Here is a 22,840-nt window from a genome sequence, read left to right as displayed (position 1 = left end):
TGCACGACTGGAGGCCTGACCTCGGAGGGCCTCGAGCCTGAGTCCTGCTATTTGAACGACCGATACTCCACATTCATGGACTGAACCAGTTCGGCGGCAGTCGGCAGGGACGTCACACCCGACACCGAATGCCCCGCACTCCACAGATCCGACCACCGTTGGATGACGGGTCCTTCAGATCCGCCTCCGAATTTCTTGCGGGCCTCCTGCACGGATACCGTCTCGTCCAGCCCATCGGGGTCGAGTCCGACACGAACGATGGACGGTTTCAAGAAGTTCGCGGGCAACCCCGTAAAGGCACGCGTCGCAAGCACATCGTCCATGGAGCTTTCCAGAAGCATCTGCTTGTAGTCTCCCCCAGCCAGGCTTTCCTTGGTGGCGATGAATCGCGTTCCCACGCACCCCAGGTCGCAACCCAGGACCGTCGCTGCGCGCAACGCCACACCGTCGGACAGGCCACCTGACAGCACGATGGGGCCATCGAACAGCTGGCGCACGGCGCGCACGAAAGCGAACGGGTTGGCCCAGCCGGTGTGCCCGCCCGCGCCGGACGAGAGCAGCACCAAGCCATCGACGCCCGCCTCCAGAGCACGCTCTGCATGGTGCAGCGAGGCCACATCGGCAAACACGAGGCAGCCGCCGTCGTGCAAGATGGGAATCACCGACGCGGGCGACCCGACGCTGGTGATCACCAGCTCTGCGCCGTGGCGCACGATCAAGTCCGCTTCGGCCTTGAGGCGTGCGGGGTCGCGGCGCATGATGAGATTGGGGCAATAGGGCGCCCGGCTGGGCTGTTCTTCGGCCTCGCGCTGAAGCCGCTGAAGCCAGGTCTCGAACTCGTCCAGAGACGTGCAGTTGGCCGTGGGAAATGCGCCGATGACGCCAGCGGCGCAGGCAGCCGAGACCAGTTCGATTCCCGAGACACGCAGCATGGGGGCCGCAATGACGGGCACCACCAGCCGCTCCATGAAAGGCAGTCGGTTCATTCTTGCTCCATTGAATCCAGTGAATGCACTGTGCGCAGGGCCGTGATGGCCTGCACCGCTTCGTCCACCAGGCCGTTCACGATGGCCTGCAGCGGCTCGATACGCTTGGCGAATGCGATGGCTGGCCCCAGGGAGGCCATGCCATGACGCCAGTCGCCCTCGGCGTAGCAGCGGTCGCGCGCGACCGTTCCGCTGATGAGGTCGCCGAACGCGGCGTGTTCGGTGGCGCCTGCCCGTTCGATGGCCTGAACCTGGCGCGCAGTGTCGTTGAGCAGCACGCGCCAGGTGGTGCCCAGCGATTGCAGCAGCCGCACCGTGGAGTGCTCGTCGCAGGTCAGCAGATGCTCTTTGTAGCGAGGGTGCGCCTGGATTTCCTCGCACACCAGGAAGCGGCTGCCGACGAGTACGCCGTCAAGCCCCTGGGCCAGCACCGCAGCCAATTGCCTGCCGCGGCCGATGCCGCCGCCCAGCACCACCGGCACGCTGAACTGGCCGTATGCCAGCGCCCCCATGAGCATCGTGGGCAGCTCATTCATGCCCGGGTGCCCGCCTTCCTCCATGCCGACCAGGGCAATGGCATCGGCGCCAGCGCGCTCCGCCGAAAGAGCGTGGCGGATGTTCGAGGCTTTGTGAACGACGATGGCATCTGCCTTGTGAAGAGCGGTGATGAGGTCCGCCGGTGCATGTCCGGCTGTCTCGAAGATCCTCACGCCGTGCGTCAGGGCTGCATCCATCCAGCGCGGAATCATGGTGTTGGCTTCGGGCCGGTGCGAGAGCGTGAGGTTGACGCCAAACCGTTTGCCATGGGTCAGTTCCGAGCACAGCGCAAGGGCTTCGCGGAAATCCGCTTCGCTGGCGTACGACCGGGGCGTGATGAAGCCCATGCAGCCCGCATTCACCAGCGCGGCAACGTACCGTGCGTCGGACAGCCACATGAGGCCGCCGCCCAGGATGGGGTGGTCGATCCCCAGCAGCCGGGTGATCCGCGTGTGCAAGACGCTGCCCATGGCCTACCAGCCTGAACTGCCGAGCTGCGGTGCGCCTGCAAGGTCCGCACCGCCCATTCCCTCGAGTGGAACGGGGAACCTGACCAAGGGCAAGTCTTCGCCGGGAGCGAATTTGCCGCGTGAGGCAAAGTGCGGCTGGGCGGCCAACTCTGCGGGCGGCACCACTGGCGCGGCGGGCACATCGTGCCGGCACAGCAGTTCAAAGGCCTCGTGCGAATCCAGGTGCTGCATGGCCTGCTCGATGCGCAGGTTGATCGCATCCGCCACAGATTTTCTCGCCTTGTGGGTGGCGTACTTCGCGCCGTCGAAGGGAGCCAGGTCCAGCACCGCACACAGGCGCTTCCAGAAATGATCCTCCAGCGCAGCAATCGACACGTAGCGGCCATCCTTGCACCGGAAGGCGCCGTAAGCCGCCTTCACCAGCGTTGCCTCGCGCTGCGCTTGCAGCGTGCCTGCGCCTGCGGAGCGGTAGGCGCCCAGCCGCGGGTTCATCCAGTGCAAGGCGCAATCGGCCAGCGCCACGTCCAGATGCTGCCCCCGGCCGGTGGCCTGGCGCTGAAACAGCGCGGCGAGTGTGGCGGACAGCGCGTACATGGTTCCGCACAGATCGGCCACGGGCAGGCCGAAGCTCTGCGCGGGTGCGCCGTCCGGCGTACCCGAGACGGCCAGCACCCCCGCGGCAGCCAGGTAGTTGATGTCATGCCCCGGCAGGTCGGCCCAGGGACCGGTCTGGCCGTAGCCGCTGAGAGACACATAGATGAGTTGCGGATGCGCCTGGCAGAGCGAAGCGGCATCCAAGCCCAGGCGCGCCATCACGCCAGGGCGGTAGGACTCGACCACGACATCGGCCGACGCGATCAGCTCGCGGACCTTGTCGCGCTGGACTTCGTCCTTGAGGTCCACCAACAGGCTCTGCTTGCCCCGGTTCACGGCCTCGAAAGCGCCCTGGCCCAGGTGACGGGCGTTGTCGCCATGCGGCGGGCGCTCGATCTTGATGATGCGTGCGCCCATCTCCGCCAAGTTCTGCGTCAGAAACGGCCCCGGCAGCAGCTCGCTGAAATCCACCACCGTGATGCCCTGCAACGGCGGCCGGGCGGCGGTGGCCGTCATGCGGACGCTCCTTCGGCGGTTCTTTCGATGATCACGGCGTCCAGCGGCAAAACGCCTTCTCCGCGGGCGCCAATCCACACCGGGTTGAGGTCCATTTCCTCGATGCGGCCAGCGTTGTGCATCACGAAGTCCGAGATGCGCAGCAGCAGCGTCTGCAGCGCCTCCAGGTCCGCCGCTGGGCGGCCGCGCGCACCTTCCAGCAGGGGAAAGCACCGCATCTCACGCACCATCGCCGCGGCCTCGCTGGCGCTGAGCGGCAACATGCGGCGTGTCACATCGCGCAGGATCTCCACGTAAATGCCCCCCAGGCCGAAGGTCATCACGTGGCCGAACACCGGGTCGCGCGTAACGCCGACCATCAGCTCCAGCCCGCCGCGGGGCGCCATCTTCTCGATCAGCAGGCCGTCGATGTGCGCGTCGGGCCGGTGGTGCTTCGCGGCGTCCATGATGTCCGCCCAGGCCTGGCGCAGTTCGTCGGCATTTTGCAGCCCCACCTTGACGCCGCCGATGTCCGACTTGTGGACGATCTGCTCGCTGGCGATCTTGGCCACGACGGGGTAGCCCATGGCGTTGGCGGTCACCAACGCTTCTTCCATGGTGGACGCGAGCATGTTGGGCAGCAGGCCGATCCCCGCAGCCTGCAGCTGGCCTTTGGCCTGCGCTTCAGACAGGCTGAGGGTGGCGGCGGCTGGCGGCAGAACGACCACAGGCTGCATGGGCGGCTGGGTGCCACGCGAGCGCTTCCAGCGGCCATATTCAACCCAGCGCTGAATGGCCTTGATGGCTTTGCCCACCGAACGCGGCGGGGCGAAACCGCCTTCGACCAGCATGCGATACCCCTCCCCCATGCGGTCACTCATCCAGATGGGAATGATGGGTGTTGCGCAGCCTTTCTGCGCCGCGATGATGGTGCGCGCCAGCTGGATCGTGGTGTCGCCATAGTCCAGTGCAATCGGAACGATCACGCAACCGAGGTTCGGGTCCACGGCCACCGCGCTCAGCGATTTTTCGATCAGCGCAGCATCGCTCAGCACGGCGGCGGTGGTGTCCACCGGGTTGTCCAGCGCCGCGAAGTCGGGCAGCAGCGAGGCCAGCACCTCCCGCGTGTGCGGGGTGAACTGAGCGAGGGTCAGGCCTGCGGTGCCCACAGCATCCGCCGTCAACGCCGCCGTCCCGCCCGAAGAGGTGTAGATGGCCACCCCTTCGCTTGGGGGCGGCTCCGCGCGTGCGAACAGCCAGGCTGCATCGACAAGCTCGTCGATGTCATCGACCTCGATCACACCGCACTGTCTGAACACCGCGCTGTTCACCTCGGCCGACCCCGTGAGGGACGCTGTGTGCGATTGCGCCGCCTTTTGCCCGTACTCAGACTTGCCGACCTTGAGCGCAATGACTGGCTTGCCATTGGCGGCTGCGCGGTTCACGGCAGCCACGAACTTCGCGCCATCCTTGATGCCTTCCAGCAGGGTCACGATCACCTTGATGTCGGGTGCATCGGCCATGTAATGGATGAAGTCGGCCACCTGCAAGTCCACCTCGTTGCCGGTGGAGGCCCACAGGCCAATGCCAATGCCGCGGTCCATGGCCTGCATCACGTTGCGCCCCAGGCCGCCACCTTGCGTGGCCAGGCCAATGGGACCCTTGACGAGGTCGTGCGGGAAGGATGGCGAGAAAGTCAGTCCCAGGCGGTGGTTGACGTTGGTGAGGCCCGGGCAGTTCGGCCCGTACAGGCGCATGCCGCCCGCGTCGGCGATTTCCTTGAGGCGCACCTGAGCGCGTTCGCCTTCTTCGCCTGCCTCGCCAAAGCCCGATGTCAACACGATGGCAAAAAGGACGCCCCGGTTGGCACATTCCTCCGCCACGGCCAGCACGCCGGATGCGGGCACCACGATCACAGCAACGTCGGGCGCGGCTGGCAGTGACGCAACGCTGGGCCAGCAACGGTGCCCGCGGATCTCCGCCTTGGTCGGGTTGACGAGGTAGATGTCTCCGTCGAACTCGGAATGGTCCAGCAGATTGGTCAGCGTGCGCTCGCCGATGCTTTGCGGGCGGTCCGAGGCGCCCACGAGGGCAATCGAGCGGGGGCGGATCAGTCGTGAAAGGTCTGTCAATCTTGTCTCCTGGTCGTTATTGGGGTGGCGTGGAGGCTCAGGCAATCGCCGAGATGCCCAGGATTTCCCGACCTGCGATCAAGGTCTGCACTTCGGTGGTGCCTTCGGGAATCGTTCCGCCGCGCGTGTCGCGAAAGATGCGCTCAATGGGGTAGTCGGTGGCGTAACCCAGCCCGCCATGCACTTGCAGTGCCATGCTGGCCACTTCATGCGCAGCCTCGGTGGCGTAGAGCTTGGCAATGGAGCAGGCGGTGCGCGCATCGGCATTGGCATCCAGCGCGGCAGCGGCACGCAGGCTCAGTGCGCGTGCGGCTTCCACCCGGATCGTCATGTCCACGATGAGCTTTTGCACCAGCTGGAAGCTGCCGATGGGCTTGCCGAACTGTGTACGGGTGCGGGCATAGTCGATCGAGAGGTCGAGGGCCGCTTGCGCGGCGCCGACCGCACCCATGGCAATGTTGACACGGGCGCCGTCCAGGCCGATGAGCATCTTCTTGAGCGCCTTGCCTTCCTCGCCCAGCAGGTTCTCGCGGGGCACCTTGACATTGTCGAATGCCAGCTCCGCCGTGCCGGTGCTGCGCAGCACCATCGTGTCGACGTTGCGCACTTCATACGGAGACACCTCGCGCTCCACAAGGAAGGTGGAGAGCTGCCCCTGGCAGTCGGGGCTGAACGTACGCGCGACCACGATGCCGAAGTCGCCAAATGCCCCGTTCGTGATCCACAGTTTTCGGCCGTTGAGGACGTAGTGGTCCCCCTGCAGGTCTGCACGGGTCTGGACCTGGGCGATGTTGGAGCCCGTGCCTGGCTCGCTGATGGCGTTGAACACGCGGCGGTCAGATGCCAGCAAAGGCTTCAGGAAGCGTTCGCGCTGCTCCTCGTTCGCCTCTGCGGCCAGCTTGTTGATGGCCGCATTGGTGATGTTCACCATCGTGCGCAACGACAGCCACGTGTAGCCCGCCTCTTCCATGAGCATCGCCCAGGTCATCTGGTCCATGTCCATGCCGCCCAGGGCCTCGGGCAGCCTGCCGCCGATGTATCCGAACTGCGACAGCTCCTTGAGAAGCTCGAAGGGAAAGGTCTTGTCCCTGTCGTGCTGGGCGACGCGGGGAGCGACTTCGCTTTTCATGAAGCGGCGCACGCTGTCGCGCAGCATTTCTTGTTCGGAATTCATCGTTGCATACATGGCTAGGTCTCCTGGGTTGAATGCATGGATCCGCCGCTAGGCGGCGGTGGTGTCTTTGGCGCCCGCGCCGCGCCGGCCGGATGCCGTGGCGCGCAGCGTGGGAGCCGCGTTCTGGGGGTGGAACACAAGTGCCTGCACCTCTTGCAAGGCTTGCAGGCAGGCGTCCTTGGTACGGCGAAGGCGTTCGGTGGGGCCGGCGATCGACAGCGCGAGGGGTTCATCGCCCAGGTAGCCAGCGACGGCGATGGCGGCCAGGCCGTCGAAGCCTTCGTTTTCCACCCAGATCCAGCCTTGCTGGCGTGCTTGTTCGATCTGTGCCTCCAGTGCTGCGAGGTCCGTGATGGACCCGGGGGCGATCTGCTTGAGCGGCTTGAGCCGCAGCTGGCGTGCGGCTTCTTCGGGTGTACCCAGCGACAGCGCCGCCTTGCCCAGCGCGGACACGTGCAACGCAATCTTGTTGCCCACGTTTTCCACATAGCGCAGCGGATGAGTTCCCTCGGCAAACGCCAGTACCTTGACCACGCCCGCCTCCACGCGGCCGCACATCCCTGTCTCTCCCGTCTTGTCACGCAGCAACTCGCACGCCTCGGACGCCACGGCGTAGAGCGAATCACCCGCAGCGATGCCTTTGGCAATCGTGAGCAGACGGGCCGTTGGATAGAAGCGTCGGGTTCGCGCCGTCCGCATCAGGTAGCCCAACTCATGCAGCGTGTGCAGCAGATCGGAGCAGCTGCTCTCGGGAAGGTCCATCAGGCGCGCAAGGTCTGAATTGGAGAGTTCGCGGCGCTCCCGGGCAAAGACCTCCAGCAGGGCCATGGTGCGAGAAGCGGCGGGGACAATGGTTGGCATAAGTTCTCCGGTATTTCGTAGATGTCAACGAATCATAACTTTGAGGTGAGCGCGATTGCAGCAGGCCATTCCTTATGAGATTCAAATTTTCTTTTGAATGCAGCTCACAAGATTTCTTGCATTTCTACGAAATATTGAAGTATTCTACGACCAGCCGCAATGAAGTGGCAACAAAAATGGAGACAAGCATGCGTAGAACCTTCCGAGAACTGATTGTTTTTGTCATTGCCTCGTTGGCCTTTGGCGTCCTGCATGCAGCAGGAGATACGTGGCCGAGCAAGCCCATCACCTTCGTGGTGCCGTTCCCACCCGGGGGCATCACGGACAACACGTCGCGGCTTTTGGCCAAGCTGCTCAGCGCACAGCTGGGACAGTCGGTGGTGGTGGACAACCGTCCCGGTGCCGGTGGCTCCATCGGTGTGGAGTCGGCTTCGCGCCAGCCGCCAGACGGCTACACCATCATTTACGGCACGCAGGGAACGCATGGCGCCAATCTGGCGCTGTACAAGAACGTGCGCTACGACCCCGTGACGGACTTCGTGCCCGTGCATGCCATGTCGGAAACGCCGCTCATGCTGGTGATCAACCCCTCACGCCCGTTCAAGACGGTGCCCGAGCTGATTGCCTATGCCAAGGCCAATCCCGGCAAGCTCAACTACGGCTCCGCCGGTCCAGGCACGGGCACCCACCTGACGGCCGAGTTGTTCCAGACCGCCGCGGGCATCAAGATGACCCATGTGCCATACCGCGGCAGCGCGCCGGCACTGAGCGACCTGATGGCCGGGAGCATCGACCTGATGTTCGACTACCCGGCGGTGGTGTTGCCCCAGGTGCAGGCGAACAAGCTCAAGGCGCTGGCGGTCACCTCCAAAAAGCGTTTGTCCAGCTCCCCCGACGTGCCCACCGTGGGCGAGCTGGGCGTTCCCGAAGCGGAATCCACGGCCTGGGGCGCGGTGTTCGTTCCGACCAAGACGCCGCCGGACATCGTGAAGCGCCTGGGCGACGAGATCGCCAAGGCCATCGTTCACCCCGAAATGCTGCAAGCCACCGAGAAATTCGGCAGTGTCCCGCTCGCCGGCCTGCGCGACGCCAAGCTGGGTGCCTTCGTGAAATCGGAGATGACCCGGTGGCGTGCGGTTGTTCAGCAGTCGGGCGCCAAGCTCGATTGACGGGGTCGCGGGCACTACATGCCCGCCCCCCCACCTTTCCCTTTCACCCCCTTCTTTCTATGACCGATTCAAAGACCTCCTTGAAGCCGTTGCAGCCGACTCTGTATGAGCTGGCTGATGACGGCCACTCGCTCAACTTCTTCTTTGCGCAGTGCGGCGCCTGCGGTGGGATGAGTTTTCCTGCCAACGCACCGGGATGCATGCACTGCGGAGACCCGCTGAGCGGAGCGCAACGCGTCACGCGCCCGGGGGGCGGAGAGTTGCTGGAGTTCGTGACCCTGCACGTGCCGCTGTTGCCTGGCATGGCGGCGCCCAGCATTGCTGGAGACATCCGCATCGCGCCCGGCATCGTCGAAGAAGGTGTGATGGCCGTTGGGGACGAGACGGCGCTGAAGCACGGCATGGCGGTTCGTGCCGTTGCCGAGGTGAAGCGGGAAGAAGGTGTTTACGCCTGCCGCTTTGTGCCCGCGAATGAAGGAGCCGTGCAGTGAGCAATACCAATCAATCCACTTCAGGCAACTGGCTGGATGCCCATGGCGGTGTGTTCATCGCCGGTGTCGGTCTGCACCCCTATCAGTTCCCCACCGAGACACCTTACACCGAGCTGGGCCTCAGGGCTGTGCGTGCCGCACTCGAGGACTCGGGTGTTTCCTGGGCCCGTGTGCAGAGTGCCTACGTGGGCACAACCTCGATTGGCATGGCCGCCGGCCGCGTGATGCTGCGCCACCTGGGATCCACGGGTCTGGCGGTGACGCAGGTGGAAAACGCGTCGGCCTCTGGATCGTTCGCTTTCCGGCAGGCATGCATGGAAGTGGCTAGCGGCATGAGCGATGTGGTGCTGGCGGTGGGCGTGGACAAGCACGGTGACGGGCGCCGCGCTGCCAACAAGGACGGACTGGAAAGGCTCAGCGAGACCGCCACCATTCCGGCGGTGAAGTTCGCGATGATGGCGCGCACCTACCTGCGCGAGCGCGGCGCCTCCGTGGAGGAGATGGCCGGCGTGGCGGTGAAGAACCACGGCAACGCAGCGCGCAATCCGTTTGCTCAGTTTCGCAAGCCCCGGACGCTGGAGCAGGTGCTCGCATCGCCGCGCGTGGTGGGCGACCTCACGGTGCAGCAATGCTGTCCACGCGGCGAAGGGGCCGCGGCGGTGATGCTGGTTTCTGGCAACGCCATCCGAAAGCTGGGACTGGATGCGCGGCGCTGCGTGCGCGTGAAGGCTTCCGTGGCAGGCAGCGAGCGCCCCGAGGTGCAGTACGGCGACAGCGCCGTGGAGCTGGTCCGCACCAGCGCGGAGGCTGCTTTTGAACAAGCGGGCATTGCGCCCAAGGAGCTCGATCTTCTGGAGCTGCACGACGCCTTCTCCGTGGAAGAGCTGTTGTACAGCGAAGCCATCGGTGTGTGCGAGCCAGGCGAGGGCGCCCGCTATCTGGCGCGTGGCGCTTCGCAGATTGGTGGCCGCTGCGCCATCAACGCATCGGGCGGCTTGATCGGCATGGGCCACCCACTCGGGCCCACGGGCATCGGCCAGTTGGCAGAAATCACGCGCCAGCTGCGGGGCGAGGCGGAGGGTCGCCAGCACCCCAACGCGCGCTGGGGCATGGCCCACATGATCGGGCTCGGCTCGGTCTCCGTCGCCCACGTGCTGTCGGCATCGGCCTGACGGCGCCGCACACTTCTTTGTGGAAAGCAATCCAATGACTACCCCTGACATCCAGGACCTGGGCACATTGCTCTATGAGGTGCGCGACCGCGTGGCCGTGATCACCCTCAACCGGCCCGACCGCATGAACACGCTGGGCAGCACGATGAAGCCCGACCTCGCCCGCGCCTTCTTCGAACTGGCCCGCAACGACGACCAAGTGCGCGCGGTTCTGATCACCGGCAGCGGCGACAAGGCGTTCTGCGCGGGCGCCGACATCAAGGAGCGCGCCACCGATGTGGTGCGCGGCACGGAATACTTCGTGCGCCAGAAGGCGACCCACGAACTGTTTCGCAACATCGAAGAGTTCGAGAAGCCCGTCATCGCTGCCATCAACGGCGTGGCCCTGGGCGGCGGGCTGGAGATTGCGCTGTGCTGTGACCTGCGCATCGCGGCCTCCCACGCGCGCTTCGGCTTGCCAGAAATCAAGCTGGGAGTCATCCCGGCGGCCGGTGGCACGCAGCGGCTGCCACGGCTGGTGGGTGAAGCCCGGGCCAAGGAACTGATCCTGACGGCCGACCTGGTGGATGCAGAGACGGCGCTGCGCTACGGCCTGGTCAGCCGTGTGGTGCCGCAGGCCGAGCTGATGACGGCTGCGCTGGAACTGACCCAGCGCATAGCGCAACACCCCCCGCTGGCAGTCCGTTTCGCCAAGCGCGCCATCAACCGCGGCATGCAGACCGACCTGGACTCGGGCCTGGAGTACGAACGCTACGCGGCCGCAATGATCGTGGACAGCGAAGACCGCATCGAGGGCATGCGCGCCTTCGTCGAGAAACGCGAACCCCAATTCAAAGGACGCTAGTGCAATACCGCACTGGTGACTTCATTCAGACAACACGCACGAAAGGAATCCCATGGAACTCGGATTGAACGGACAGGTCGCTCTCGTCACTGGCGGCGGACAAGGCGTGGGCAGGCAAATTTGCATCGAACTCGCAGCCGAAGGGGCGCGCGTGGTGGTGAACGACCTTTTTGCCGAGCGTGCCCAAGCGGTGGTTGATGAAATCAACGCCGCTGGCGGAAAGGCCTATGCAGCGCCTGCGGACATCACCCAACTGGAGGAGGTCGATGCCATGGTGGCAGGTGCTGCCCAGCACTTCGGCGCGCCCATCACCGTGCTGGTGAACAACGCGGGGATCATTCCCGAGCGCCGCGAGAAAGGTGGCCGCACACCCGCCTTCGTGGATACACCCGTGGTGGACTGGGCCAAGATCGTGAACCTCAACGTCTACGGCACCATGCACTGCTGCCGCGCCGTGCTGCCCGGCATGGTCGGGCGCAAGACGGGCCGCATCATCAACATCATCTCGGAAGCAGGCCGCATCGGCGAGGCCAACATGGCCGTTTACTCGGGCGCCAAGGCGGCGATTGCCGGGTTCGCCAAGGCCCTCGCGAGGGAGCACGGCCGCCACGCCGTCACGGTCAACTCGGTGGCCCTTGGCGCCGTGTCCCACGAGGGGATCAAGGACGGCCCGCTGAACATCCACGCCACGGTGGAAAACAACGAGCTGCTGGGCAAGATGCTCAATGCATACCCCATCTCCAAGGGCGTGGGGCGCCTCTCCCGCCCAACGGATGTGTCCGGCATCGTCGCGTTCCTGGCGTCAGACCGCGCGCTGTTCATCACGGGGCAGACCATCGGTGCATCCGGCGGGTTCGCGATGGTTTGAAGCAGGGCGAAACGAGAGGTGCTGCATTCACACGCGGCACTGCCGAACACACAACAAGGAGACAAGACCATGATGAACCGCCGCCACTTCTCGGCATCCATGGGTGCTTTGGCACTCTCGCCCTCGGCATTTGCACAGAACGCTTACCCGCAGCGCCCCATCACACTGGTCGTGCCCTTCTCCGCGGGAAGCGTGGTCGATGTCCAGGCCCGTTTGATCGCACGGGCGCTGAGCGACAACCTGGGCCAGCCCATGGTCATCGACAACCGGGTCGGTGTGAGCGGGTCCCTCGGCGCCGAATTCGTGGCCCGTGCGGCGCCCGACGGGTACACCCTCCTGATCGGAACGCAGGGCACGCAGGGCACCAACACCGCCCTCTTCAAGAACATCCGCTACGACCCGGTCAAGGACTTCGTGGCCATCCACGGTCTGACGGGGAACGCCAACGTTCTGGTATCCCATCCAAGCCTGAAGTTCAGCACCATGGCCGATGTGATCGCGTTCGGCAAGCAGAAACCAGGAAAACTCAACTTTGGGTCTGGTGGCAACGGTACGTCAGCGCACCTTTGCCTGGAACTATTGCAAACCCAGACCGGCGCGCGCTTCAACCATATCCCCTACAAGTCGAGCACGGCGGCCATGGTCGATCTGATCGCCGGCAACCTCGATGTGATGTTCGACTACGTGCAGACCTCCCGCGCGCAGATCCGGGACGGGAAAATTGCCGCGCTGGCCGTCACCAGCACCAGCCGCCTGGCCGTGCTCGCCAATGTGCCCACCATGGCCGAGGCCGGAATCCCCAGCGTGGTGGCCATGAACTGGGGCGGTGTCTTTGCACCAGCCAACACGCCTGCGCCCATCGTCAAGCGCTTGTCCGATGCGGTGGGCCAGGCACTGCACTCGCCCGAGGTCACAGCGTCGCTGGACGCGGTTTCGAGCGTCAAGATGGGCATGCCGCACGAGCAGTTTGCCCCCTTCGTGGCCGCCGAGGCCGCCAAGTGGGGCGAGGTGATCCGCAAGTCCGGAGCGAGTCTCTGATGCCGACGCCCCAGGTAGCCTTTGTCACCGGCGCGGGCAGCGGTATCGAACGCGCGCTCGCGCTGGCCTGTGCCCGCGAAGGCATGGCGGTGGTGCAGGCGCCGCCTGCCTGGCGCAGTGTTGCGACGTGTCCGAGGCCACGGACGTGGAGCGGCTGGCCGAGGCCAGCTGGAACCGGTGGGGCGGTGTGGACTGGCTTTTCAACAACGCCGGCGTGGCGGTGCTCGGGACAGCCTGGAATGCCAGGGACGACGACTGGCGGTGCGTGCTGGCATGGCCGCTTCTGCCATCAGTGCCGAGGATGTAGCGCGCGCCGCGGTCGAGGCGATTCATGCGCGCCGCTTCTACGTCATTCCCCATGCCCACACGGGTGCGTCCGTGAGGGACCGCAGCCAAAAGATCATGGGCGATTTCCACCACATTCACCAGGAGAGTCTTCAGTGACCGCAGTCCACCCACCAGCCGACCTTTCAGCCTCGCAGGACCTTGTCCGAGCGCTCACGGAACGCGTTGAACGCATGGAGAGCATTGAAGCCATCCGCGCGCTGCGCGCCCGATACCACGAAATGGTGAATGAGGATGCGGGGAACCGCCTCTACGAATTGTTTGCCCCCGATGCCTACGTCGCCTACGGCGGGCGTCCTGAGGTGCAGGGCCGGGACAACATCCGTGCGTTCTTCGCTGCGTTTCCGGTCCAATCGGCCCGGCAGTTCATCCATAGCCATGTCGTGCAGGTGCAGGGCGACCGGGGCACGGGGTCCAGCTACCTGGACGGTCGACCCGTGCGGGACGGCAAGAGCTACTACGTGGTGGGCCGCTTTGACGACGAGTACATCCATCTGGATGGGCAGTGGTTCTTTCAACGCGTCACCTTGAGCGTGCACTACATGATCGAGGCTACCGAGCGCTGGGACCACCTCATTCCCCTGCAGGTGGAGCGTTGATGCACAGCAGAGCCGCCATGGCCTTGTTGCCTTCCTTGTTCGATCTGACCGGCCAACGTGCGCTAGTGACCGGTGCCGCCAGTGGCCTCGGGCTGGCCATTGCAGAAGCCCTGCTGGACGCGGGCGCGGAAGTCGTGCTGTCCGACAGCGACGCCCAGGCATTGGACGCCGAGGTGCACCGCCTGCGCAAGACGCACGCGAAGGTGCAGCAGCGGGTGATCGACGTGAGCGATGGCGCCGATGTGGACCGCAACATCGACGCGATGGCGGCAGAGGGGCCCATCGATTGCGTGTTCGCCAACGCGGGCATGAGCGCCGGGCGCGGATTCCTGGTGGAGCCTGGGCGCCTGGAGAACGTGGACCCGGCTTCTTGGGAGCGGGTGCTCCAAGTGAACCTGAGCGGCGTGCTGGCCACGCTGCGCGCGGCCACCCGCCACATGAAGCCCCGGGGCCAGGGGCGAATCATCGTGACCTCGTCCATCGCGGGGCTGCGGGCGGAGGCGCACTCCGGATATGCCTACGTGGCCTCCAAGGCTGCGGTGAACAACATCGTGCGCCAGGCGGCCATCGAGCTTGCGCCCTTCAACATCCTGGTGAACGCCATCGCCCCCGGCCCATTTGCCACCGGCATCAACGGAGGACGCCTGCGCCTGCCGGAAAGCGCCGAACGCATGCGCACCTACATCCCGCTTGGCCGTATCGCCCAGCCGCGCGAGATCCAGGGGCTCGCGTTGCTGCTGGCGTCACCCGCCTCGAGCTACATGACCGGTGCCATCATCCCTATCGACGGCGGCGCCAGCGCGCGCTAGCGCGGCATCATCATTTCAACCACCGACGACAGGAAGGCACACCATGATCATCGTTACCGGCCATGTGATCGCACGCAAGGACACGGAGGACACCGTTGAGCGGCTGGCCCTGGAGCATGTCCTGCGCTCCCGGATGGAGGCGGGATGCGTGTCCCACGAGGTGAGCCGCGACGCGCAGCAGCCGCTGCGCTTTGTGTTCATTGAGCGCTGGAGCGACCTGGCCGCGTTGCAGGCCCATTTCCGAGTAGAAGCCTCGCGCGATTTCGCACACTCGATGGCAAGCTTGTGTGAGGAGGCTCCGCAGATTGATGTATACGAAGCGGAAGTGATTTCCATACGCTGACGGCGTTGGTCCAAGACCAGGCAATCCAGCAAGCGGAGCAAGGTATTTGGATCAAATTTTCCGAGACGCGTTTGAGGCCCCGCGACGATTCAACACAGCCCACGGCGTTGTGGTCAGTACCTATTCGAGAAGTTCGCGCTGATGCGCTGGCGCAGGTACTCCGCGCCCGTGATGGGCGGGTACTTCTTCGCCGGGCCTTCAATGAGTGCGTCCTCATTGGCTTGGCAGAAGAAAGCCAGGCTGTAGCGCGCGCCCTGGTACTCGTGCGGCAGAGGGTTGCGCACCCGGTGGAAGTTGCTGGGCAGTTGGTCGTCGCTCCAGCGCGTGAGCATGTCGCCGATATTGCAGGTGATCACGCCCTCGGCTGGCTCCACGCTGGTCCACTGGCGGCCCTCGGCCTCCTTGCCGGGCAGCACCTGCAGGCCGCCCTGGCCGGGGCGCTGGAACAGCAGGGTGAGGCAGTCAAAATCGGTGTGGGCGCCGGCGCGCCACAGGCCCAGTTCGTCCTTGAGCGCCGGATCCACCGCAAAGTAGTGCAGCATGCGCAGCGTGCTCTGGTAGGTGGGCAGGTCGGGGTCGTGGGCGCGGGTGAAGAAGTCCGCATCAAAGCCCAGCTTGTAGGCAAAGCACGAGAGCAGGCGCATGCCCACTTCCCAGCACTGGCGCTCGAATGCCAGCGTGGCGGCCTGGAAGCCAGGCAGTTCGGCCTCGGTGGGCCAGAGGCCCGCCATGCGTGGGCGCGTGACCTGGTAGGACTCCTTCTGGTCCGGCGTACGCGTGGAGGGGCGGATCTGCGCCTTGTGCTCCCAGCCGGCATTGCGTGCCAGGGGCCACTGGGCCTTGGTGGCCTGGGGCTGGTCGAAGAAGGCTTCGGCGCGCGCGAAGGCGGCGCGGATGTCCTCGACGGGGATGCCGTGGTTCGTTACCTGGAAGAAGCCGATGTCGACCGACGCGCTCCACAGCTGCTCGGCGATTTCCTCTTTGCGGTTGTCGAAGTCGGAGATGTCGATGCAGCGCACTTCGCGCGTGGAGGTCTCGCCGTCCATCGCGCCGCCCATGCACGATTCTTTTTCGAGCTCGCCCAGCACGTCGGGGGCGACGATCGGTTCGTAGACGGGGGATGTAGTTGGGTTTGCGGCAGTGCTGTGCATGGCGTGATTTCCTCGTTGAGTCGTCAATGGCAACAAGGCACACGGCAGGCCGCAGCAAGGAGTGAAGTTGCGGCACGGCGCCATGTGGCTCTTGAAGGGGACAATGGCAACGGCCCGCAGGCTGCGCGGGCCTTCAACAGGCACCACGCACCGCACGCAAGCCGCCACCGGCTTCAAGAGCAATGACCCGCCAGCCGGTCCACGCAATGCGGATGGGCTGGACTGAACGCTTCTACTCTTACCCCGGATGCTAGCAAACGGCAGGCCAGCAATGCCGTCGCGCACTCCATAGGAAAGCCGCACCGCGCCATGCGGCCCAAGGCCCGGACACTCACCAAACCCGGGCAGCGGCGCACCAAGCCTGCGCACCGCAAATGCGTGCCCAGCGCTTGCCAGCTCCAGCGCACAGGGGGCCCCGCAGCGGCTTGCGCCAAGGCAAGATCTGGGCAAAACGTGCCTGGCGCTCAGCACGGCGCAGCGCTTTCGCGACACCGGGCACGCTTTCTGCATCAGCTCCTGCCGAGTAGAAGCGTTCAGCGCTGCCATCCCTTGCGGGTGGTAGCGCCCGGAAATTGCTCAGTTCGACCCGGTACCGCGGCGGCACACGCCTGTGGGTACAGGGCATTCCACCGAACCTGGGCCACCACCATGTTGATGCAACGCCGCCGCTTTCTCTTGACCACCCTCGCCCCTTCCATCGCCGCCACGCTGGGTGCCCCTGCCGTGGTGCATGCGCAGGGCGCATCACTCACCCCGCTCAAGTTCACGCTGGACTTTCGGGTGACGAGCCAGACCTCGCCCTTCTTCCTGGCGCAGGCCAAGGGCTACTTCAAGGACGAGGGCCTGGACGTGACCATCGACGTGGGCGCAGGCTCCGTGGCATCGATCACACGCGTGGCCAGCGGTGCCTACGACATCGGCCTGGGCGACATCAGTTCGCTGGCCGAGTTCCACGCGCAGAACGCCGACACGCCGGTGCAGGCCATCTACCAGTACTACAACCGCGCGCCCTTCGTCATCATCGGCCGCAAGGACCGCGGCATCACCACCGATTTCCAGTCGCTCAAGGGCAAGAAGGTGGCGGCGGCCGCCGTGGAAGCCACGCGCCGCAGCTGGCCCATGGTGGCCCGCGCACTCAAGACCAAGCCCGAGCTGTTCGACTGGGTGACCACCGACTTCAGCGCGCGCGACAACGTGGTGGTGCGCGGCGATGTGGATGCGGCCACCTATTTCCACGACTCGGCCGTGTCGCTGTTCGCGCGCGTGCCGGCCAAGGAACTGTCGGTGCTCGAATACAACAAGGCGGGCCTGAACCTGTATGGCAATGCCGTGCTGGCCGGGAAGCTTCTGCAGGAGAAGCCCGAGGTGGCCAAGGCATTCCTGCGCGCGAGCAACCGCGCCCTGCGCGAGACGCTGGCCAATCCCGAGGCCACGTTTGCCGCCATCAAGGCGCGCGAGGCCATTCTGAACATGGACGTGGAGCGCGAGCGCTGGGCCATCACGCGCCAATACCTGCAGACGGCCGAATCGCAGGCCGTGGGCCTGGGCGGCGTGCAGGGCGCCATACTGGCGCACCAGATCGAGGAGGTGGCGGCCGTGTTCAACCTGGCGCGCAAGCCCGCGCCCGAGCGCGTGTTCAACCCGGCCTTTTTGCCGGCCCTGGCCGACCGCAAGGTGGTGGCATGAACGGCAGCGCAGCACCCGCCGCACTGCTGCCGCAGGAGGCCACCATCGACGAGCGCGACGGCAGGTACCTGCGCCAGGCCATCGTCCTGGCCGACAAGGCCCGTGCACGCGGCAACCGGCCCTTTGGCGCGGTGGCGATCAGCGCCGATGGCAGGCTGCTGGCCGAGGCCTACTGCAATACCACTGAGACCGGCGACTGCACCGGCCACGCCGAGACCAATGCCGTGCGCCAGCTCAGCCCGCGCGTGGGCCGCGATGCACTGGCACAGGCCACCCTGTACTCATCGGCAGAGCCCTGCGTGATGTGCGCGGGCGCCATCTTCTGGTCGGGCATCGGCCGCGTGGTGTTCGGCATCGACGCGGTGCGGCTGCGCGGGTTCCGCGGCGAACGCGCCGAGCAGCGCGATGCCGAACTGTCGTGCCGCGACGTGTTCGCCGCATCGCCGCACGCCATCGAATGCATCGGGCCGGCCCTCATCGCGGAAGCGAGTGCCTCGCACGTGGGCTTCTGGAAGCTCTGAGCAACCAGCGACAATCGCCCACCATGCCGCCCAAAGCCCCGCTCATGACCGAACCCGAAGCCGATGGCAGCAGCAATGTCTCCGGCGCACTGCTCAGCCGCTCCAAGCAGGGGCGCGAGCGCATCCTGGGTGCGATCCGCGAGGCGGCGATTGCCGAGTTCAGCCGCCATGGCTTCAAGGGCGCGTCCACCAAGGCCATCGCCGAGCGTGCGGGGCTGACCAAGCCGCAGCTGCACTACTACATCGCCAGCAAGGAAGAGCTGTACGAGGAGCTGCTGTACTCGGTGCTCAACGGCTGGTCGGGCGCCTTCCAGTTCGACAGCCAGAGCGACGACCCCAAGAAGGTGCTGAGCACCTACGTGCGCAAGAAGCTCGACTACGCGCTCGACAACCCGGGCCTGTCACGCATCTTCACCACCGAGGTGCTGGGCGGCGGGCGCAACCTGGGCCGGTACTGGCCCGTGGCCGTGAAGTCCACACAGCAGAAGGTGGACCTGATCGACCGCTGGATCGCCGAGGGCCGCATGCGCCCGCTGGACGCGCGCCTGCTGCTGATGCAGATCTGGGGCATGACGCAGCACTACGCCGACTACGGCGTGCAGGTGCACATCATGCTGGGCCTGGCGCCCGAAGAGACCATCGACCGCGAACCCATCGTGCGCGAGCTCACCAATTTCGTGCTGCTGGGCTGCGGCCTGGCACCCGATTTCGCACCAGAGTGAACAGGCCTGCACGCTTGCGGGCGTAGCAGCAGCGCCCACACAGCGCTTTGACCCAGGGCAAGGCAGGCAACGGCCCGAAAGCCCTGCTGGCACAGCATTTGCAATAGTTTGACCAATCGATCAAATCAAGTGGTCAAACATGCAAACCCCAGCCACGGCAGCGCCGCTGCCCGCCACGGAACCGGCTTCTTTTGAACTGGTGCTTGCGCGCAGCCAGATGCGGCTGCCCGTGGAGCCTGGCGAAAGCATGGCCGATGTGCTGCAACTCGCCGGCATCGCCATCGACACGCTGTGCGAACAGGGTGTGTGCGGCACCTGCGCCACGCGCTGGCTCGACGGCTCGCCCGACCACCGCGACAGCTGCCTGAGCCCTGAAGAGCAGGCCACCCATGTGGCCGTGTGCTGCGCGCGCAGCCACGGGCCCACGCTCACGCTCGACCTTTGAAAAAGGAGCCCCCGCCATGCGCATCCTCGTGATCTATTGCCACCCGGTGGAGACCAGCTACAACGCGGCTCTGCACGACGAGGTGGTGCGCAACCTGCGTGCGGCCGGCCACGCGGTGGACGACTGCGACCTGTATGCCGAGGACTTCAACCCCGTGCTCAGCCGCGAGGAGCGCCTGGGCTACCACGAGGTGCCGAGCAACCGCCTGCCGGTGCAGGGCTATGTGGACCGGCTGCTGTGGGCCGAGGCGGTGGTGTTCTGCTTTCCCACCTGGTGCTTCGGCATGCCGGCCATGCTCAAGGGCTTTTTCGACCGGGTGCTGATGCCCGGCGTGGCCTTCGACATCAGCGACCCGCACCACGTCAAGCCCTCGCTCACGCACATCCAGCGCATCTCGGCCGTGGTGACCTATGGCCGCCCGCGCTGGACGGCACTGCTCATGGGCGACCCGCCGCGCAAGTCCGTCACGCGCTACATGCGCCTGCTCACGGGCGGCAAGGCGCGGGTGGACTACCACGCCTACTACCACATGAACGTGGCCACGCCGCCGCGGCTCGAGGCCTTCAAGGCCCGCGTGGGCCAGGCCATGGCGCGCTTTGCCTAAGGGGATTTTTTCCATGCACGCATCCAACGCCCCCGATTACCTGCTGCGCGCGCGGCTGCCGCGCTGGCTGCTGCCGCGCCAGTGGCCCACGCAGGGCAGCCAGCCCGCGCTGGCCGATGTGCACCTGGTGCAGGGCCGCGTCGAGTCCATCGCGCCGCACCACCCTGCCCAGCCCCCGGCCACGGGCGCCACCTGGGACCTGGCCGGCGCGCTGGCGCTGCCCGGCCTGGTGGATGCGCACACCCATCTGGACAAGGCCTTCACCCTGCCGCGCATGGGCACGGTGAAGCCCGGCCTGCTGGGCGCCATCGAGGCCATGATGGTGGACCGCCAGGGCTGGACCGAGGCCGACATCCGCGCCCGTGCCAGCCGCGCCCTGCAATGGGCGTACGAGGCCGGCACCGTGCACCTGCGCACCCACTGCGATTGGTGGGAGCCCGATGCACAACCGCTCGCCTGGAACGTGCTGCGCAGCCTGGCGCGCGAATGGGCGGGCCGCCTGCTGCTGGAGCGCGTGGCCCTGGTCCCCCTGCACCTGTATACCGAACGTGCCACCGCCATGCGGCTGGCCGCCACCGTGGCCGACAGCGGCCCGGGCGCGCTGCTGGGGGGCTTCGTGCATTCCACCAACTGGGACCCACAGGCCCTGCGCCACCTGTTCGAGGCCGCGCAGCACCACGGCCTGAACGTGGACCTGCATGTAGACGAGGAACTGCACCCCGGCGCCCAGGGCCTGGCCACCACGGCCGCGCTGCTGCAGGAGCTGCGCTTTGAGGGCCACGTGGTCTGCGGCCACACCTGCGCGCTGGCCGCACAGGACGAGGCCACCGCCCTGGCAACGCTCGACGCCGTGGCGCGCTGCCCCATCACCCTGGTCACCCTGCCCATCACCAACCTGCTGCTGCAGGACGCCACCACGGGCCGCACACCGCGCCAGCGGGGCATCACCCTCGTCAAGGAGGCGCGTGCGCGCGGCATCCCGGTGCTGGTGGCCAGCGACAACATCCAGGACCCGTTCTGCCCCGTGGGCAGCCTGGACCCGCTGGAGGCACTGGCCACCGGCGTGCTGGCGGCGCAGCTTGACGCGCCGTTCGACCGCTGGTCCGAGGCTCTGTGCCGCAGCGACTGGCTGCGCCGCGGGCCCGATGCCCTTCCCTTGCAGCCCGGCATGCCGGCCGACCTGATCGTCTTTCAGCAGGCCGATGGCTGGGGCTTTCCGTCGCGCACGCAGCAGCGCGTGGTGCTGCGCCAGGGCCGTGTCACCAGCGGCCATGCCAGCGCGGCGTGGCATGTGGCCAACGCCACCCCAGCCCCCTCCCCCATTCCTGTACGGAGCCTTGCATGACGACCGCTTCCAACACCCCCTCGGGCATCGCCCAGCCCCTGGCCCGCTATGCCGCCTGGCGCCGCGCGGGCGACCTGGTGTTCCTGTCCGGAATCATCGCCGTGGACCCCGCCGCCAGCCGCATCGTGCGCGGCTATGCCGACATCCCCGACGAGGCGGCCACGCTCATCGGCCGCACGGGCGAGTTCAGCAGCGATATCAAGGAGGGGCCCATCCTGGCGCAGAGCTGGTATGTGCTCGACCGCATCCGCCAGACCATCGAGGCCGCGGGCGGCCAGATGTCCGACGTGTTCAAGCTGGTGCAGTACTTCAAGCACCTGGACCACTTTCCCCAGTACAGCCGCGTGCGCAAGCTGTTCTTCCCGGGCGAGCCGCCGGCCTCCACCGTGGTGGAGGTCACCGGCATGCTGCCCACGGCCGACATCCTGATCGAGGTCGAGGCCACGGCCTATCTGCCCCAGCGCTGACCCCATTCCTCCGCACTCATTCACGAAAGACCCCCCCATGCTGCACGGCTACACCCCGCCCCACCGCTACCTGCCCTACCTGAGCTGGACCGAGATCGCCGACCTGCCGGACAAGGAGAACACCGTCATCGTGCTGCCCACGGGCGCCACCGAGCAGCACGGCCCGCACCTGCCCTGCGCGGTGGACACGGTGATCAGCGCGGGCGTGGTGGGCCATGCCATGGCTCGCCTGCCGGCCGAGGTGCCGGCTTTTGCCATGGCGCCCATCACCTACGGCAAGTCGGAGGAGCACCTGCACTTTCCGGGCACCGTCACGCTCAGCGGAGAGACGCTGCTGGCCACCATGAATGAGGTGGGCGAGTCGGTCTACCGCGCGGGCTTTCGCAAGCTGCTGTTCGTCAACGGCCACGGCGGCCAGCCCCAGGTGATGGAGATGTGCGCACGCGAGCTGCGCCTGCGCCATGGCGACTTCATCGTGGTGCCCAGCTTCACCTGGCGTGTGCCGCATGTGGCGGGCAAGTACCTGTCGGAGCAGGAAAAGAAGCTGGCCATGCACGCCGGCCATGCCGAGACGGCGCTGATGCTGGCCCTGGCGCCCGACACCGTGCACATGGAGCGCGCGGTGGTGAACTACCCGCCCGTGTTCGACTCGCCCCTGCTCTCGCCCGACGGCCGCCCCGCCTGCGCCTGGAGCGCGCGCGACTTCGGGCCCAGCGGCATCATCGGCGACCCGCTGCCCGCCACGGCCGAGCAGGGCCACGCCATCCTCGACTCGCTGGCCGTGAGCTGGGCCGCCGCCATCACCGAGCTGCACCAGCTGCGCTGGGCCGCCCGCCCCGAACCCACCTGGGGCCGCGCCAACCACACCGGCCATGTGGAGCACTCCACCGCCCTGGCTTGAAACCTGCGAACGCAGCCGCATTCCTCCCCCGTTTTCGTCCCTGTTCCCCTCCACCACCTACCGGAGCACTG

The 22,840-nt window shown here is 66.3% G+C and carries 26 protein-coding genes; 19 read left to right on the top strand and 7 right to left on the bottom strand.

Going from position 1 to position 22,840, the window contains the following annotated elements; all coding sequences use genetic code 11:
* Window positions 1-47: 47 nt before the first annotated feature.
* The 6 genes from KW843_RS01760 to KW843_RS01735 are packed head-to-tail and all read right to left on the bottom strand — an operon-like array spanning window position 48 to window position 7,249.
* Window positions 48-986 carry a nitronate monooxygenase family protein gene (locus KW843_RS01760; RefSeq protein WP_218293370.1) on the bottom strand — a complete coding sequence of 313 codons (939 nt, stop codon included), beginning with the start codon at window positions 984-986 and terminating at the stop codon, window positions 48-50.
* Window positions 983-1,993: a nitronate monooxygenase family protein gene (locus tag KW843_RS01755; protein WP_218293369.1), complete on the bottom strand. Its 1,011-nt coding sequence runs from the start codon at window positions 1,991-1,993 to the stop codon at window positions 983-985. The genes KW843_RS01760 and KW843_RS01755 overlap by 4 nt, the downstream gene beginning before the upstream one ends.
* 3 nt (window positions 1,994-1,996) lie before the next feature.
* A complete protein-coding gene (locus KW843_RS01750; protein WP_218293368.1) occupies window positions 1,997-3,103 on the bottom strand; it encodes a CaiB/BaiF CoA-transferase family protein in 1,107 nt (368 codons plus the stop codon).
* Complete coding sequence (locus KW843_RS01745; protein ID WP_218293367.1) at window positions 3,100-5,214, bottom strand: acetate--CoA ligase family protein; 2,115 nt, start codon at window positions 5,212-5,214, stop codon at window positions 3,100-3,102. Before KW843_RS01745 ends, KW843_RS01750 begins: the two co-directional genes overlap by 4 nt.
* A 37-nt stretch (window positions 5,215-5,251) precedes the next feature.
* Window positions 5,252-6,400: an acyl-CoA dehydrogenase family protein gene (locus KW843_RS01740; protein ID WP_255591221.1), complete on the bottom strand. Its 1,149-nt coding sequence runs from the start codon at window positions 6,398-6,400 to the stop codon at window positions 5,252-5,254.
* A gap of 36 nt (window positions 6,401-6,436) precedes the next feature.
* Window positions 6,437-7,249 (bottom strand): IclR family transcriptional regulator, encoded by an 813-nt coding sequence (locus KW843_RS01735; RefSeq protein ID WP_218293366.1) that lies wholly within the window; start codon window positions 7,247-7,249, stop codon window positions 6,437-6,439.
* Window positions 7,250-7,437: 188 nt separating this feature from the next.
* Here KW843_RS01735 and KW843_RS01730 point away from each other — a divergent pair, with 188 nt between their 5' ends.
* From KW843_RS01730 to KW843_RS01685, 11 genes are all read left to right on the top strand, one after another.
* Window positions 7,438-8,418 (top strand): tripartite tricarboxylate transporter substrate binding protein, encoded by a 981-nt coding sequence (locus KW843_RS01730; protein ID WP_218293365.1) that lies wholly within the window; start codon window positions 7,438-7,440, stop codon window positions 8,416-8,418.
* 59 nt (window positions 8,419-8,477) lie between these two features.
* A complete protein-coding gene (locus tag KW843_RS01725; RefSeq protein WP_255591222.1) occupies window positions 8,478-8,909 on the top strand; it encodes a hypothetical protein in 432 nt (143 codons plus the stop codon).
* Window positions 8,906-10,081, top strand: coding sequence for a thiolase family protein (locus KW843_RS01720; RefSeq protein WP_218293364.1), 1,176 nt, complete (start codon window positions 8,906-8,908; stop codon window positions 10,079-10,081). Before KW843_RS01725 ends, KW843_RS01720 begins: the two co-directional genes overlap by 4 nt.
* Window positions 10,082-10,115: 34 nt before the next feature.
* On the top strand, window positions 10,116-10,925 hold the full coding sequence (locus KW843_RS01715; RefSeq protein ID WP_218293363.1) for an enoyl-CoA hydratase/isomerase family protein: 810 nt from the start codon (window positions 10,116-10,118) through the stop codon (window positions 10,923-10,925).
* Window positions 10,926-10,977: 52 nt separating this feature from the next.
* On the top strand, window positions 10,978-11,793 hold the full coding sequence (locus tag KW843_RS01710) for an SDR family NAD(P)-dependent oxidoreductase (RefSeq protein ID WP_218293362.1): 816 nt from the start codon (window positions 10,978-10,980) through the stop codon (window positions 11,791-11,793).
* Between the two features lie 69 nt (window positions 11,794-11,862).
* Entirely contained in the window at window positions 11,863-12,831 is a 969-nt protein-coding gene (locus tag KW843_RS01705; protein ID WP_218293361.1) for a tripartite tricarboxylate transporter substrate binding protein, read from the top strand.
* Window positions 12,832-12,958: 127 nt separating this feature from the next.
* Complete coding sequence (locus KW843_RS26680) at window positions 12,959-13,138, top strand: hypothetical protein (protein WP_370628423.1); 180 nt, start codon at window positions 12,959-12,961, stop codon at window positions 13,136-13,138.
* Window positions 13,105-13,275, top strand: a complete 171-nt coding sequence (locus tag KW843_RS26675) for a hypothetical protein (RefSeq protein WP_255591320.1) — start codon at window positions 13,105-13,107, stop codon at window positions 13,273-13,275. Before KW843_RS26680 ends, KW843_RS26675 begins: the two co-directional genes overlap by 34 nt.
* Window positions 13,272-13,775, top strand: coding sequence for a nuclear transport factor 2 family protein (locus KW843_RS01695; RefSeq protein WP_370628422.1), 504 nt, complete (start codon window positions 13,272-13,274; stop codon window positions 13,773-13,775). The genes KW843_RS26675 and KW843_RS01695 overlap by 4 nt, the downstream gene beginning before the upstream one ends.
* Window positions 13,776-13,792: 17 nt before the next feature.
* On the top strand, window positions 13,793-14,584 hold the full coding sequence (locus KW843_RS01690) for an SDR family NAD(P)-dependent oxidoreductase (RefSeq protein WP_255594493.1): 792 nt from the start codon (window positions 13,793-13,795) through the stop codon (window positions 14,582-14,584).
* A gap of 43 nt (window positions 14,585-14,627) precedes the next feature.
* Complete coding sequence (locus KW843_RS01685) at window positions 14,628-14,927, top strand: putative quinol monooxygenase (protein ID WP_218293359.1); 300 nt, start codon at window positions 14,628-14,630, stop codon at window positions 14,925-14,927.
* A 113-nt stretch (window positions 14,928-15,040) separates the two neighbouring features.
* On the opposite strand, the gene KW843_RS01680 is transcribed toward KW843_RS01685, so the two are convergent.
* A complete protein-coding gene (locus tag KW843_RS01680) occupies window positions 15,041-15,985 on the bottom strand; it encodes an isopenicillin N synthase family oxygenase (protein ID WP_255594599.1) in 945 nt (314 codons plus the stop codon).
* 747 nt (window positions 15,986-16,732) lie between these two features.
* Here KW843_RS01680 and KW843_RS01675 point away from each other — a divergent pair.
* The 8 genes from KW843_RS01675 to KW843_RS01640 all read left to right on the top strand — a co-directional run bounded on the left by KW843_RS01675 (window position 16,733) and on the right by KW843_RS01640 (window position 22,769).
* Window positions 16,733-17,764, top strand: a complete 1,032-nt coding sequence (locus KW843_RS01675) for an ABC transporter substrate-binding protein (RefSeq protein ID WP_218294394.1) — start codon at window positions 16,733-16,735, stop codon at window positions 17,762-17,764.
* The gene (locus KW843_RS01670) at window positions 17,761-18,285 is read left to right on the top strand and encodes a nucleoside deaminase (protein ID WP_218293358.1); all 525 of its coding nucleotides are present in this window, start codon (window positions 17,761-17,763) and stop codon (window positions 18,283-18,285) included. The genes KW843_RS01675 and KW843_RS01670 overlap by 4 nt, the downstream gene beginning before the upstream one ends.
* 44 nt (window positions 18,286-18,329) lie before the next feature.
* Window positions 18,330-19,007 carry a TetR family transcriptional regulator C-terminal domain-containing protein gene (locus KW843_RS01665; RefSeq protein WP_057229621.1) on the top strand — a complete coding sequence of 226 codons (678 nt, stop codon included), beginning with the start codon at window positions 18,330-18,332 and terminating at the stop codon, window positions 19,005-19,007.
* A 139-nt stretch (window positions 19,008-19,146) separates the two neighbouring features.
* Window positions 19,147-19,452: a 2Fe-2S iron-sulfur cluster binding domain-containing protein gene (locus tag KW843_RS01660; protein ID WP_218293357.1), complete on the top strand. Its 306-nt coding sequence runs from the start codon at window positions 19,147-19,149 to the stop codon at window positions 19,450-19,452.
* 16 nt (window positions 19,453-19,468) lie between these two features.
* Window positions 19,469-20,056, top strand: a complete 588-nt coding sequence (locus tag KW843_RS01655; RefSeq protein ID WP_218293356.1) for an NAD(P)H-dependent oxidoreductase — start codon at window positions 19,469-19,471, stop codon at window positions 20,054-20,056.
* A 13-nt stretch (window positions 20,057-20,069) separates the two neighbouring features.
* Window positions 20,070-21,401: an amidohydrolase family protein gene (locus tag KW843_RS01650; protein ID WP_218293355.1), complete on the top strand. Its 1,332-nt coding sequence runs from the start codon at window positions 20,070-20,072 to the stop codon at window positions 21,399-21,401.
* Window positions 21,398-21,868, top strand: coding sequence for a RidA family protein (locus tag KW843_RS01645; protein ID WP_218293354.1), 471 nt, complete (start codon window positions 21,398-21,400; stop codon window positions 21,866-21,868). The genes KW843_RS01650 and KW843_RS01645 overlap by 4 nt, the downstream gene beginning before the upstream one ends.
* A 37-nt stretch (window positions 21,869-21,905) precedes the next feature.
* Entirely contained in the window at window positions 21,906-22,769 is an 864-nt protein-coding gene (locus KW843_RS01640) for a creatininase family protein (RefSeq protein WP_218293353.1), read from the top strand.
* Window positions 22,770-22,840: the final 71 nt, after the last annotated feature.

The sequence above is a fragment of the Acidovorax sp. sif1233 genome (assembly GCF_019218755.1).
Lineage (GTDB): Bacteria > Pseudomonadota > Gammaproteobacteria > Burkholderiales > Burkholderiaceae_C > Acidovorax.
Note: the sequence above shows the minus strand (reverse complement) of the source record. Positions and strands in the feature narration are given on the sequence as shown.